This window comes from Mesorhizobium sp. M4A.F.Ca.ET.090.04.2.1, assembly GCF_003999085.1.
Taxonomy (GTDB): Bacteria; Pseudomonadota; Alphaproteobacteria; order Rhizobiales; family Rhizobiaceae; genus Mesorhizobium.
The window spans coordinates 1-12642 of record NZ_RZOT01000113.1; the positions used below are offsets into that span (position 1 = coordinate 1).

At 65.0% G+C, this 12642-nt stretch carries 11 protein-coding genes; 6 read left to right on the forward strand and 5 right to left on the reverse strand.

Annotation, left to right across the window (positions count from 1 at the left end):
* Together thpR and EN781_RS10670 are read right to left on the reverse strand one after the other, a co-directional pair.
* Window positions 1–509: RNA 2',3'-cyclic phosphodiesterase (gene thpR / locus EN781_RS10665; protein ID WP_127399965.1), on the reverse strand; the 509-nt coding region annotated here is incomplete at its 3' end.
* 118 nt (window positions 510–627) lie between these two features.
* A complete protein-coding gene (locus tag EN781_RS10670) occupies window positions 628–1272 on the reverse strand; it encodes an arylesterase (RefSeq protein ID WP_127399966.1) in 645 nt (214 codons plus the stop codon).
* A 130-nt stretch (window positions 1273–1402) separates the two neighbouring features.
* Between EN781_RS10670 and EN781_RS10675 the strand changes: the two genes are divergently transcribed.
* From EN781_RS10675 to EN781_RS10690, 4 genes are all read left to right on the forward strand, one after another.
* Window positions 1403–2101 (forward strand): ABC transporter ATP-binding protein, encoded by a 699-nt coding sequence (locus tag EN781_RS10675; RefSeq protein WP_126057425.1) that lies wholly within the window; start codon window positions 1403–1405, stop codon window positions 2099–2101.
* A complete protein-coding gene (locus tag EN781_RS10680; protein WP_126057426.1) occupies window positions 2101–4650 on the forward strand; it encodes an ABC transporter permease in 2550 nt (849 codons plus the stop codon). Before EN781_RS10675 ends, EN781_RS10680 begins: the two co-directional genes overlap by 1 nt.
* 230 nt (window positions 4651–4880) lie before the next feature.
* Window positions 4881–5660: a Bax inhibitor-1/YccA family protein gene (locus EN781_RS10685; RefSeq protein ID WP_126057427.1), complete on the forward strand. Its 780-nt coding sequence runs from the start codon at window positions 4881–4883 to the stop codon at window positions 5658–5660.
* Window positions 5661–5765: 105 nt separating this feature from the next.
* Window positions 5766–6344 (forward strand): GNAT family N-acetyltransferase, encoded by a 579-nt coding sequence (locus EN781_RS10690; RefSeq protein WP_126057428.1) that lies wholly within the window; start codon window positions 5766–5768, stop codon window positions 6342–6344.
* Between the two features lie 161 nt (window positions 6345–6505).
* On the opposite strand, the gene EN781_RS10695 is transcribed toward EN781_RS10690, so the two are convergent.
* Together EN781_RS10695 and EN781_RS10700 are read right to left on the reverse strand one after the other, a co-directional pair.
* Window positions 6506–6895, reverse strand: a complete 390-nt coding sequence (locus EN781_RS10695) for a DUF2794 domain-containing protein (protein ID WP_126057429.1) — start codon at window positions 6893–6895, stop codon at window positions 6506–6508.
* 389 nt (window positions 6896–7284) lie between these two features.
* On the reverse strand, window positions 7285–8058 hold the full coding sequence (locus EN781_RS10700) for a thioredoxin family protein (protein WP_126057430.1): 774 nt from the start codon (window positions 8056–8058) through the stop codon (window positions 7285–7287).
* A 185-nt stretch (window positions 8059–8243) separates the two neighbouring features.
* On the opposite strand from EN781_RS10700, the gene EN781_RS10705 reads away from it, so the two are divergent.
* Window positions 8244–8972, forward strand: a complete 729-nt coding sequence (locus tag EN781_RS10705) for a ceramidase domain-containing protein (protein WP_126057431.1) — start codon at window positions 8244–8246, stop codon at window positions 8970–8972.
* A gap of 38 nt (window positions 8973–9010) precedes the next feature.
* Here the strand turns inward: EN781_RS10705 and acnA are convergent, their stop codons facing one another.
* Window positions 9011–11701 carry an aconitate hydratase AcnA gene (gene acnA / locus EN781_RS10710; RefSeq protein ID WP_126057432.1) on the reverse strand — a complete coding sequence of 897 codons (2691 nt, stop codon included), beginning with the start codon at window positions 11699–11701 and terminating at the stop codon, window positions 9011–9013.
* 284 nt (window positions 11702–11985) lie between these two features.
* Between acnA and ccmA the strand changes: the two genes are divergently transcribed.
* The gene (gene ccmA / locus EN781_RS10715) at window positions 11986–12594 is read left to right on the forward strand and encodes a heme ABC exporter ATP-binding protein CcmA (RefSeq protein ID WP_127399967.1); all 609 of its coding nucleotides are present in this window, start codon (window positions 11986–11988) and stop codon (window positions 12592–12594) included.
* The last annotated feature ends 48 nt before the right edge of the window (window positions 12595–12642 follow it).

Sequence of the window (12642 nt, forward strand, 5' to 3'; positions counted from 1 at the left end):
ACGATATAGGGACCGCCGCCGACTGAATCTCGTGACGACATCAAAACGAAGCGGCCGACGCGGAAGGGCAGCGCCGAGAAATTACCGCGCGCCGAAAGATATTGCGCCACGTCGAGTGGGCTCGAATTGCGCAACCGTGCCAGCGTCACATGCGGCATGAACTTGCGCGGATCGGCCGGCAGGCCGAGCCGCTGGCAGATGCGGTCGATCTCGCCCTGCAGGGCAGTCAGATCCGGCGAGGCGGCGACGCCGGCCCACACCGCGTGCGGCTTCTTCTGGCCGAAGGCACCGACACCGGAGAGCGTCAGCGGGAAGGACGGGCGGTGGACGCGGTCGAGCGCGTTGGCGATCTCGTCGGCGACATGGCCCTCGACATCGCCGATGAAGCGCAGCGTCAGATGGTAGTTTTCGACATCGATCCAGCGGGCTCCGGGCAGGCCGCCCCGGAGCAGGGACAGCGAAAGAGCGGCGTCACGAGGAATTTCGAGGGCGGTGAAAAGACGCGGCATGGCAAGCCTCCTGTCCTCGAATCGAAACTCACGCCCCTAGCGAATCATCGATATCCAAGCGGGGCAAGCGGTTTGTTGACCTCGCGGTTTCCCCAACGGCAAGCGTGACTTTCCTGCCTCACGACCCGCCGCCACCCGCGGCAATCGACTTTTCCACCGTCGGCAGTATGCCTTCGACCATCCTGTCGACGCCGCTGGCGTTGGGGTGCAGGCCGTCTTCGAGCTGCAGGGCGGGCACGCCGGCGACGCCGTCAAGGAAGAACGGATAGAGCGGAACGCCGTATTTTTCGGCGAGCTTCGGATAGATGGAGTCGAAGGCATTCTGGTAGTCGGTGCCGAGATTGGGGGCGGCGCGCATGCCGGCCAGGAGCACGGCGATCTTGCGCGCCTTGAGTTTTGCCAGCATCTCGTCGAGGTTCTTCTCAGGAATTGCGGGCGCGACGCCGCGCAGCATGTCGTTGGCGCCGAGCTCGAGGATGACGAGCCGCGTGCCGTCCGGCACCGACCAGTCGAGCCGCGCCAGGCCGCCGCTCGACGTGTCGCCGGAAACACCGGCATTGGCGACGCTGACGTCAAGACCCTTGGCGCGAAGCGCCGCCTGCAGCCTGTCGGTGAAACCTTCGCCTGGCCCGAGGTTGAACCCCGCCATCAGGCTGTCGCCGAAACCGACGATCCTGAAGGTCTCGGCGCCTGCCGCCGACATGGCGCCGCCGATCGTTACGAAAACAACGAAGGCTGCTGCAAGAGTGTGTTTGAAAGCCATGCGGCAGGCCCCATATGAGCGGAAATGGTCTTCAGGCGAAGCCGGGTTCCTCGTTGAGCATCGGATTCCCCCGGTCTCCACTTTGGCTCCGATGCTTAGCCCTCATCTATCCATATAGGACGCTTTCATTGTGACAGAAGCCGTCATCGTGCTGAAAGACGTATCGCTGACGCTCGGTGAAGGCGCGTCCTCCGTGCATGTGCTGAAGGGCGTCAGCCTCGATGTCGCCGCCGGCGAGGCGACCGGCATCGTCGGCCCATCGGGCTCCGGCAAGTCGACGCTGCTGATGGTCCTGGCCGGCCTGGAAAGGGTCGATTCGGGAACGGTCCGAATCGCCGGCGAATTGCTCGATGGCAAAAGCGAGGATCAGATTGCATCGTTTCGGGGACGAAACATCGGCATCGTCTTCCAGTCCTTCCACCTCATCCCCAACATGACGGCCCTCGAGAACGTCGCCGTGCCCCTAGAGCTCGCCGGCCATGCCGACCCGTTCAGCGTCGCCGCGCACGAGCTGGCGGCGGTCGGCCTCAGCGACCGCGTGACCCATTATCCCGGCGAACTGTCGGGCGGCGAGCAGCAGCGCGTTGCGATTGCCCGCGCGCTGGCGCCCTCGCCGCGCATCCTGATCGCCGACGAGCCGACCGGCAATCTCGACCAGGCGACGGGACGGCAGATCGCCGACCTTCTGTTCGCGAAGGCTGCCGAGCGCGGCATGACGCTGGTGCTGGTCACGCATGATCCGGCACTCGCGGCGCGCTGTTCGCGCCAGGTGTCGATGCACTCGGGACGGATCGAGGACGCGCCGAAACCGTTGAAGGTTTCGGCCTGATGCCCCTGTCGCGGACGTTGAAGCTCGCGGTCCGCTTCTCGCTGCGCGAGATGCGCGGAGGCCTGTCCGGCTTCCTCATCTTCCTCGCCTGCATCGCGCTCGGCGTCGCCGCTATCGGCGGCGTCAATTCGGTGGCGCAGGCGATCACCGCTGGGGTCGCCAACCAGGGCCAGACGCTGCTTGGCGGTGACCTGCGCTTTCAACTCAACCAGCGCGGCACGACGCCGGCCGAGCGCGGCTTCCTTGATCGGCTGGGAACGATTTCGCACAGCGCCAGCATGCGCTCGATGGCGCGGCTGGAGGACGGCTCGGACCAGGCGCTGGTCGAGGCCAAGGCGGTCGACGAGGCCTATCCGCTCTACGGGGCGCTGGCGACCGAGCCGGCGCTGCCGCGCGAGGCGCTGTTCGCCGAGAGGTCCGGCGTCTTCGGCGCCGCGGCACCCGAGCTTTTGTTCGACCGGCTGAACCTCAAGCTTGGCGACCGGGTGAAGCTTGGCGCTGCGACGTTCGAGCTGCGCGCGCGGCTGGTGGGCGAACCGGATGCGGTGTCCGACGGGTTCGGCTTTGCGCCGCGGCTGCTGGTATCGACCGAAGGCCTTGCCGCCTCAGGCCTGGTCCAGCCGGGCAGCCTGGTCGAGAACGCCTACAAAATCCGCTTGCCCGCCGGCGCCAGCGAGACCGACCTCAAGGCGATCCAGGACCAGGCGGCAAAGACGTTTCCGGAGGCTGGCTGGTCGATCCGCACGCGCAGCAACGCGGCACCGGCGCTCTCCTCCAATATCGAGCGCTTCTCGCAATTTTTGACGCTGGTCGGGCTGACGGCGCTGGTGGTCGGCGGCGTCGGCGTGGCGAACGCCGTGCGCGCCTATCTCGACGGCAAGCGCGGCGTCATCGCCACCTTCAAGAGCCTCGGCGCTTCGGGTGGCTTCGTCTTCACCGTCTATCTGGTGCAGATCCTGCTGATCGCCGGCCTCGGCATCGTCGCCGGGCTGATCCTCGGCGCCGCTATGCCGTTCGCGGCGAGCGCAGCCCTGCAGTCGGTCATCCCGGTGCCGGCGGAAGGCGGCTTCTACCCCGGCGCGCTTGCCATGGCGGCGCTGTTCGGCCTGCTGGTGACACTGGCCTTCGCGCTGCTGCCACTGGGGCGCGCCCGCGACGTGCCGGCAACGGCGCTGTTTCGCGAGATGGGTTTTGAGAGCCGCGGTTTTCCGCGCCTGCCTTATGTGGCAGCGGCAGTCGGCATCGCGCTCGTCCTGGCGGCGCTGGCCATCCTGTTTTCCGGCGACCGCCGCATCGCCTCGATCTTCGTCGGCGCCACGGTCTTTGCCTTCCTTGTACTGCGCCTGGTCGGCGCGCTGGTGCAGTGGGCGGCCAGCAGGAGCCCGCGTGTCCGTTCCGTCGCGCTCAGGCTGGCGCTGGGCAACATCCACCGGCCGGGCGCCCTGACGCCGTCCGTGGTGCTGTCGCTCGGCCTCGGGCTGACGCTTTTGGTGACACTGGCGCTGATCGACGGCAATCTGAGGCGCCAGATCTCCGGCAGCCTGCCGGAACGGGCGCCGAATTTCTTCTTCGTCGATATCCAGAGCAGCGATGTCGATGCGTTCTCGGCGCTGATCGGCAAGGAGGCTCCGCGGGGGACGCTGGCCAAGGTGCCGATGCTGCGCGGGCGGGTGATGGCACTGAACGGCGTCGACGTCGGCAAGGTGAGCGTGCCGGCGGAGGGCGCGTGGGTGCTGCGCGGCGACCGCGGCCTGACCTATGATGCGAAGATGCCTGCCAACGCGACGCTGACGCAAGGAACCTGGTGGCCGGAGGACTATGCCGGCGAGCCGCTGGTGTCGTTCTCGGCCGAGGAGGGACGGCAGATCGGGCTGAAGCTCGGCGACACCGTCACCGTCAATGTGCTGGGACGCAACGTGACGGCCAGGATCGCCAATTTCCGCCAGGTCGAATGGGAGACGATGGGCATCAACTTCGTCATGGTGTTTTCGCCCAACACCTTCGCCGGCGCGCCGCATGGCTGGCTGGCGACGCTGACCGACAAGGACGCCACCATCGCCGACGATGCCCGGCTGCTCAACGCGGTGACGCGTGCGTTCCCTTCGGTGACGACGGTCCGGGTCAAGGACGCGCTCGATATCGTCAACCGGCTGGTGGGCCAGCTCGGCACGGCGATCCGCGCCGCCGCCGGCGTGGCGCTGATCGCTTCTGTGCTGGTGCTTGCCGGCGCGCTCGCCGCCGGCAACCGGGCGCGCATCCATGACGCGGTGGTGCTGAAGACGCTGGGTGCGACGCGCAGGACGCTGATCACAGCCTTCTCGCTGGAGTATGTGCTGATCGGCCTTGCCACCGCGGTCTTCGCGCTGGCGGCTGGCGGAGTGGCGGCCTGGTTCGTGGTCGCGCATATCATGACGCTGCCATCGCATTTCATGCCGGAAGTGGCGGTGGCGACGATCCTGTTTGCGCTGCTCGTCACGGTCGGCATCGGCCTTGCCGGAACCTGGCGGGTGCTTGGCCACAAGGCGGCGCCGGTGCTGCGCAATCTCTGATTTGCCGCGCTGACACCGCCCGACTCGGATTAAATCTTGGTAAGAATGACCGCATAAAGGCCGGCAAAGCAGCTTTTTGCCCTCTCACGAACCGTTACAGCCGGTTACGGTCTTGTCCTTGACGCGAAGAACCATCATATTCCGCGCAGGCATGCTGGAGCCCCTGCCAGCGGCGCCTGGGCCCGAAATGGCCTGACACCGGACGGGGCAGAAGCAACAGAGGAATTCCAATGGCTGATCCCATTCGCAACTACCAGACGCGCGCCGTGCCCGGCGCCCGTGTCGATGCCGACATCGACCAGGGCCTGCGCGCCTATATGATCAAGGTCTACAATCTGATGGGGCTTGGCCTGCTCATCACAGGCCTTGCCGCTATCGGCACGATCATGCTGGCCACCACCACGGACCCGGCCTCGGCGGTCGCCACGCTGCCGAGCGGCGAGATGCTGACCTCGTTCGGCTATGCCATCTTCGGCTCGCCGCTGCGCTGGCTGGTCATTCTCGCCCCGCTCGCCGCCGTGCTGTTCCTGTCGTTCCGCGTCCAGTCGATGAGCGTTTCGGCGGCGCAGACCACGTTCTGGGTCTATGCCGGTCTCGTCGGCCTGTCGCTGTCGTCGATCTTTTTGGTCTACACGACGGCCAGCATCTCGCAGACCTTCTTCGCCACGGCCGCCGCCTTCGGCGCGCTGTCGCTCTATGGCTATACGACCAAGCGCGACCTGACCGCAGTCGGCTCGTTCCTGATCATGGGGCTGTTCGGCCTGATCGTCGCCATGGTGATCAATATCTTCCTGCAGTCCTCGGCGCTGTCGTTCGCGGTTTCGGCGATCGGCGTGCTGATCTTCGCCGGCCTGACCGCCTATGACACGCAGAAGATCAAGGAGATGTATTTCGAGGGCGACGCCACCGACGTCGCCGGCCGCAAGGCCATCATGGGCGCGCTGACGCTTTATCTCGACTTCATCAACCTGTTCATGTTCCTGTTGCAGTTCATGGGCGACCGCCGCTGATCGGCACTGGACCACTGAGTTCACGAAGGGCGGCCCAACGGCCGCCCTTTTCTTTTGTCCGAGCCTTTGCTGTTATGGGAGGCAGATGAACAGTTTGCATAAATTATGAGCAGCATCGCGATCAGAGCCGCAACGACGGCAAACCTCAACCGAATCACGGAAATTTACGCCGATGCAGTGACGCATGGCACCGCAAGCTATGAGCTGGAGCCGCCCAGCCGCGCCGAGATGGGCAGCCGATTCGACAGCCTGGCGGCGGGCGGCTTCCCCTATCTGGTGGCTGAAAGGGATGGCGTCGTGCTCGGCTATGCCTATGCCGGCCCGTTCCGGCCACGCCCTGCCTATCGTTTCGTTGTCGAGGATTCGGTCTATGTCGCGCCCGAGGCCAAGGGCCAGGGTGTCGGGCGTCTGCTGATGCAAGGGCTGATCGAGGCGGCCGAGGCGGCGGGCTTTCGTCAGATCATCGCCGTCATCGGCGACGGCCACGCCGACAGTGCCTCCGTGCGGCTGCACGAGAAGCTCGGCTTCCGCCATTCCGGCCGCCTCGAGGGCTCCGGCTACAAGCACGGACGCTGGCTGGACACGGTGTTCATGCAACTGTCGCTGAATGGCGGGGCAGGACTTTCGCCGGATCCGGATTCGTGGCCGGAGCGGAGGTTCCGTGATGGACTAAGGGGGAAATGAGGAACCGGGGAATTGGAGAACTGAAGAACAAAAGGAAGACGGCGGTTACATCAGGCCCTGAGTGCCTTCTTCCCTAATTCCTCAATTCCTCAATTCTTCAGTTCCTCATTTCTCCAGTTCTCCAGTTCTCCAGTTCTCCAGTTCCTCTTCGACTTCCCAGCTCAGGCCTCGATAACCTTCAGCTTGGGATCGAAGACGCCGAGCACGCGGCCGAGCTCCTGGCCGCGCTTCAGGATACGGCCGCCGGCGGCGATGACAGAGAATGCGCCCTGGCGGCGCGCCAGCTTCGGGTCCTTGACGATCTGGAACAGCGGCACCTCGCTGGCGCGGCGGAAGACGGAAAAGACGGCCCGGTCGGAGAGATGGTCAATGGCATAGTCGCGCCATTCATTGGCGGCGACCATGCGTCCGTAGAGCCTGAGGATCTGGTCGAGTTCTCGCCGGTCGAAGCGCACCGGCTGGTCGAGGCGCTCGCGTCGGGCCTCATGCAGCGGGATCAATATTGCGGATGCGTCCCCATCCTCCGTCCCACTGCCACCGCGATCGGTCATGCCTCGATCCTTCGAATGAATCTTCGCCCTCAGAAGTTGGCCCGTTCGCCGTGGAATTGCAAGACCCGGCTAAGCATGCCGGAGCCGCGCTGTTTCCGGAACGTCCAGTCACGTTTGCGAACCGCGTGTTGGAATTGGTGATGCTCTGACACATTGTCGCCACAATTTATCCGCGCTCATGCCCCAATGTCCGACGAGTTTACCGGCGTTGCCTGAGACGGTTCGGTCCGGCACCGGCTCGTAAACCCCAAGCCCCCCGCCCACGGGTCTGCGTCGGATCGAACCAACCTCGGTTTTCCGTTGGAAAATCGGGTGCGACGATCCCAAAACCTAAATGACCGGCGTCAGAAGCAAGCTGACGCCGGTTTTTTATTGCTCGAAGGCTGGGGTCAAAGGCGGTCGGGCTTGCGAATAAACGCAGCGCCGAGGATCGGGCCGGGCATGCCATCCTTACCGACCGACTGCAGCAGCACCGCGCAGCCGGCCTTCTTGGAAATCTCGGTCATCGGCAATTCGTAGCGCTGCGCCTTGCCGTGCCACATGCCGGCGATCTGGATGTCGGAGACAGCGTTCCAATAGGTCAGGCGACGCCCGCTGTTCTCGCCCTGGCCGATCTTGATCGTTTGCGGCGGTTCGAAATAGACGATCACCACATGGGCGTCGTTCGGGCCGTTGCCGGCGTCGCCGGCATCGATCATGACGCGGTCGCTGGTGTGGCTGACCGTCACGCCGACGCGCATGCCCTCGCCGGTTCGGTCGAGGCGCACCAGCGTGCCGTCGACTTCCTTGCGGCTGGCGCCGTTGACGTGGCTGCGGCCGTTGATCACGGCTTGCGGCGTGTAGACAGAGCGGCTGCCGAAGGCACGCATATAGTCATACTGCCGGTCGGTGTTTTCCTTGTTGCTCAGCGTGTCCTGCCAGCCGAGATAGTCCCAGTAGTTGACGTGATAGGCGAGCGCGACGATGTCCTGCTTGCCGGCAAGCTCGGCAAAGAACTCATCGGCCGGCGGGCAGGAGCTGCAGCCCTGGCTGGTGAAAAGCTCGACCACGCCTAGCGGTTTGTCGGCCTGGGGCTTTTCGAGCTCGCCTGCCAGCGCCGTGCCGGCACATGCCGACAGCGCCAGCGCGAGTGCCGCGAGCCGCGAGGGTTTTGCAAATGCCATGGCCGTTCCGATTCCCGCCGGTGACGCCGGCCTTGTTCTGATTGCCAAAATATGTGGCAGAAGCGCCGGTCAACGGGAAGTCACGTTGCGGTGAAATTTTCACCGTTGCAAGCACGCGCAGGGCCGCAATAGGAAGGATGCCTGCACTTCACGCCGCGGTTCGATTCGGAGGGCGCATCATCGTCATGTGGCAGACTCTCTTGGCGCCCGTCGACCTTTACTGCGAGCGGACCGGGCCGGAACTTTGGGCCGAGCCGGCCAATGCTTTGACCAATCTTGCCTTTATTGCCGCTGGATTGTGGGGCGTGCGGGAAGTGCGGCGGCATGGGACCGGAACGTTCGCCGCGATTCTGGCCTGGTGGGTGGTGGCGATCGGGATCGGCTCGACGCTGTTCCACACCTTCGCCGTCAAGTTCACGATCTGGGCCGACGTGCTGCCCATCGCCGGCTTCACGCTGGCTTTCACGCTGTTCAACCTGCGCCGGTTTCTCGGTCTGGAGTGGGGCAAGGCGATCGCCGCCTTCGTCGTCTTCTATGCCGCCGCCGGCCTGTTGACCTATGCGGTGCCGGACTGGCTGCGGCAGGCCTCGAACGGCACGACCGGCTACCTGCCGCCGTTCCTGGCGCTTGCCGTCTTTGGCGTATGGACGGCGGCCAGCGGCAGCGGCGCCGGCCGCTATATCCTGGTGGCTTCGGCGATCTTCGTCGTCTCGGTCGGCTGCCGGATGGCTGATCCACTGGTTTGCGCCAGCTTTCCGCTAGGCACGCATTTCCTGTGGCACATCCTCAACGGGCTGATGTTGGGCGTGCTGCTGGCGGCGGTGGCGCGTCAGGGCGCCCCGAAGGGCAGGGGAATAGGGGAGTGCGGCAGCAAGGAAGCAGGGAATAGGGTGAAGCTGGGGCAAACGGCCTAACCTTCTGCCCTATTCCCCTACTCCCGTACTGCCTTTCACTATGCTGCCAGATCGCGCAGCACGTATTGCAGGATGCCGCCGTTCTTGAAGTAGTCGAGCTCATCCAGCGTATCGATGCGGCAGATGATCGGCACGTTCTTCACCGTGCCATCGCCATAGGTGACCTTGGCGCCCATCTTCTGGCGCGGCTTGATGGCGTCCAGCCCGTCAATCTCGACCAGCTCGTCACCCTTGAGGTTGAGGGAAGCCCATGAGGTGCCGTCCTCGAAGACGAAGGGGATGACGCCCATGCCGACCAGGTTCGAGCGGTGGATGCGCTCGAAGGACTGAGCGATGACCGCGCGGACACCAAGGAGGTTCGTTCCCTTGGCCGCCCAGTCGCGCGACGAGCCGTTGCCGTATTCGACGCCGGCGAAGATGACCAGCGGCACGCCTTCCTTCTTGTACTCCATCGCGGCGTCGTAGATCGACATCTCCTCCTTCGAGGGGTAGTGGATGGTGTAGCCGCCCTCGCGGCCGTTCTCGCCCAGCATGTGGTTGCGGATGCGGATGTTGGCGAAGGTGCCGCGCATCATCACCTCGTGATTGCCGCGCCGCGTGCCGTACTGGTTGAAGTCGGCGACGCCGACGCCATGTTCGGTCAGGTACTTGCCGGCCGGCGAGGCGGCCTTGATCGAGCCCGCCGGCGAGATGTGGTCGGTGGTGATCTTGTCCCCGAAGAGGCCGAGCACGCGCGCGCCCTTGATGTCGCCGATCTTGCCGAAGCCCGAGGTCATGCCGGCGAAGTAGGGCGGGTTCTGCACATAGGTCGAGCTGTCGTCCCAGGCATAGGTCTGGCCTTCCGGCGCCTTGACCTTCTGCCAGTATTCGTCGCCCTTGAAGACGTCGGCATATTTGCGGGCGAACAGCTCGCGCGTGACGTTCTTCTCGATGAACTCCTGGATCTCGGCCGCGCTCGGCCAGATGTCCTTGAGGTAGACCGGTTTGCCGTCGCTGCCTTCGCCGAGCGGCTCGGTGGTCAGGTCCTTGGTCACCGTGCCGGCCAACGCATGGGCGACGACCAGCGGCGGCGACGCGAGATAGTTCGCCTGCACGTCCGGCGAGACGCGGCCCTCGAAGTTGCGGTTGCCGGACAAGACCGCGGCAGCAATCAAGCCTTTGTCATTGATTGTCTTGGAGATCGGCGCCGGCAGCGGGCCGGAATTGCCAATGCAGGTGGTGCAGCCGAAGCCAACCAGGTTGAAGCCGATCTGGTCGAGCTCCTGCTGCAGGCCGGATTTTTCCAGGTATTCGGCGACCACCTGGCTGCCTGGCGCCAGCGAGGTCTTCACCCACGGCTTCTGCTTCAGGCCGACGCGGTTGGCGTTGCGGGCGAGCAGCCCGGCGCCGATCAGCACGCTCGGGTTCGAGGTGTTGGTGCACGAGGTGATGGCGGCGATGACGACGTCGCCATGGCCGAGATCGTGGTCGGTGCCTTCGACCGCGTAGCGCTTGGAGATCTCGGCGGCCTTCTTGTACTCGGTCTCCATCGCCTTGGCGAAGCCGGCCGGAATGCCTTCCAGCGCGACGCGGCCCTCAGGGCGCTTCGGGCCTGCCATCGACGGCACGACGTCGCCGAGATCGAGCTCGAGCAGGTCGGTGAAGACCGGGTCGGCGGAGCCGGCGTCGCGCCACATGCCCTGCGCCTTCGAATAGGCCTCGACCAGCGCGATGCGGCTTTCCTCGCGGCCGGACATCGTCAGATACCGGATGGTCTCGCTGTCGACCGGGAAGAAGCCGCAAGTGGCGCCATATTCCGGCGCCATGTTGCCGATGGTGGCGCGGTCGGCCAGTGTCATGTTGGATAGGCCGGGGCCGAAGAACTCGACGAACTTGCCGACAACGCCCTTCTTGCGCAGCATCTGGGTGACGGTAAGCACGAGGTCGGTGGCGGTGACGCCTTCCTTGAGCTTGCCGGTGAGGCGGAAGCCGATGACCTCGGGCAGGAGCATGGAAACCGGCTGGCCAAGCATCGCCGCCTCGGCCTCGATGCCGCCGACGCCCCAGCCGAGCACGCCGAGGCCGTTGATCATGGTGGTGTGCGAATCGGTACCGACGCAGGTGTCGGGATAGGCGGTGGTCTCGCCGTCCTCGCTGTTCGTCCAGACGACCTGGCCAAGATATTCGAGGTTGACCTGGTGGCAGATGCCGGTGCCGGGCGGCACGACGCGGAAGTTGCGGAAGGCCTGCTGGCCCCATTTCAGGAACTTGTAGCGCTCCTCGTTGCGCTCATACTCGAGCTCGACATTGCGGGCGAAGGCCATCGGCGTGCCGAACTCGTCGACGATGACGGAGTGGTCGATGACGAGGTCGACCGGCACCAGCGGGTTGATCTTTTCCGGATCGCCGCCGAGCGCCTTGATGCCGTCGCGCATGGCGGCCAAATCGACCACCGCCGGAACGCCAGTAAAATCCTGCATCAAAACGCGGGCCGGACGGTAGGCGATCTCGACGCCGGCGGTGCCCTTGTCGGTCAGCCAGCCGGCCACCGCCTGGATGCTCTCCTTGGTGACGGAGCGGCCGTCCTCGTTGCGCAGAAGATTCTCCAGCAGCACCTTCATCGAATAGGGCAGCCGGGCAATGCCGGCGAGGCCGTTCTTCTCGGCCTCGGTAAGGTCGAAATAGACATAGTCAGCGCCACCCGCGGTCAGGGTGCGGCGGCATTTGAAACTGTCGAGGGATTTTGACACGTGCGATCCGTCCTTGTCTGTTCAGCCTGAAAGGGAACGGACGCCGATGGCATGCAATCACGCGCAAAGGTGCGGGTACGGCCATTTCCGCTGTCCGCTCCCAAGCAACCCGAGCCGTTCAAGGCGGCGCGTGCGCTGGTTCGGCGCCAATTCTGTTCCCGCGCCGACCGCTGGCACGGATGATCCGCATATAGAGAATTTCCTGGAATAGTTCTAGACAGTCGAAAGGCAAATTTGTGCGATGCGGCGACGGCCGCGAAACGGTGCTTTCGGAACGGGCAATGATGCGGCTGATCGCCGAAAATCTGGGCGGCGAGCGCGGCGGCGAGACGGTCTTTTCCGGCATCGGCTTTGCGCTCGAGAAGGGCGAGGCACTTGTCGTCACCGGCCCGAACGGCGCCGGCAAGTCGACGCTGCTGAGGGTCATCGCCGGACTGCTGCGGACTGCTGAAGGGCAGGTCCGGGTCGAAGGCGGTGGCGAGGCCTTCCCCACGGTCGCCTCGGCCTGCCACTATCTCGGTCATCTAAACGCGATGAAGACGGCATTGAGCGTGGCGGAGAATCTGCGCTTCTGGCGCGACTTTTCCGGTGAGCCGGCGTTTAGCGTGGACGAGGCGCTGGCGACCGTCGGGCTCGGCGGCATCGGCCATCTGCCGTTTGGCTATTTGTCGACCGGGCAAAGGCGGCGCGCCTCGATCGCAAAACTCCTGGTCAGCCACCGGCCGATCTGGCTGCTCGACGAGCCGACGGCGGGGTTGGACAAGGCGTCGGAGGAGAGGTTTGGCGGACTGATGCGGGTGCATCTTGCGGATGGGGGGATCATCGTGGCGGCGACGCATCTGCCGCTTGGGCTGGAAGGGGCGCGCGAGCTGCAAATGAGGGTGGCCGGTTGATGTCGGTGCTCTACGGCGCCCCCCTCTGGCCTGCCGGCCATCTCCCCC

Bases quoted from the DNA above. Each gene is read 5' to 3' on its own strand.
- EN781_RS10700 (WP_126057430.1), bottom strand. From the start codon at position 8,058: ATGGCATTTGCAAAACCCTCGCGGCTCGCGGCACTCGCGCTGGCGCTG.
- EN781_RS10685 (WP_126057427.1), top strand. From the start codon at position 4,881: ATGGCTGATCCCATTCGCAACTACCAGACGCGCGCCGTGCCCGGCGCC.
- ccmA (WP_127399967.1), top strand. From the start codon at position 11,986: ATGCGGCTGATCGCCGAAAATCTGGGCGGCGAGCGCGGCGGCGAGACG.
- EN781_RS10690 (WP_126057428.1), top strand. From the start codon at position 5,766: ATGAGCAGCATCGCGATCAGAGCCGCAACGACGGCAAACCTCAACCGA.
- EN781_RS10695 (WP_126057429.1), bottom strand. From the start codon at position 6,895: ATGACCGATCGCGGTGGCAGTGGGACGGAGGATGGGGACGCATCCGCA.
- EN781_RS10705 (WP_126057431.1), top strand. From the start codon at position 8,244: ATGTGGCAGACTCTCTTGGCGCCCGTCGACCTTTACTGCGAGCGGACC.
- EN781_RS10670 (WP_127399966.1), bottom strand. From the start codon at position 1,272: ATGGCTTTCAAACACACTCTTGCAGCAGCCTTCGTTGTTTTCGTAACG.
- EN781_RS10680 (WP_126057426.1), top strand. From the start codon at position 2,101: ATGCCCCTGTCGCGGACGTTGAAGCTCGCGGTCCGCTTCTCGCTGCGC.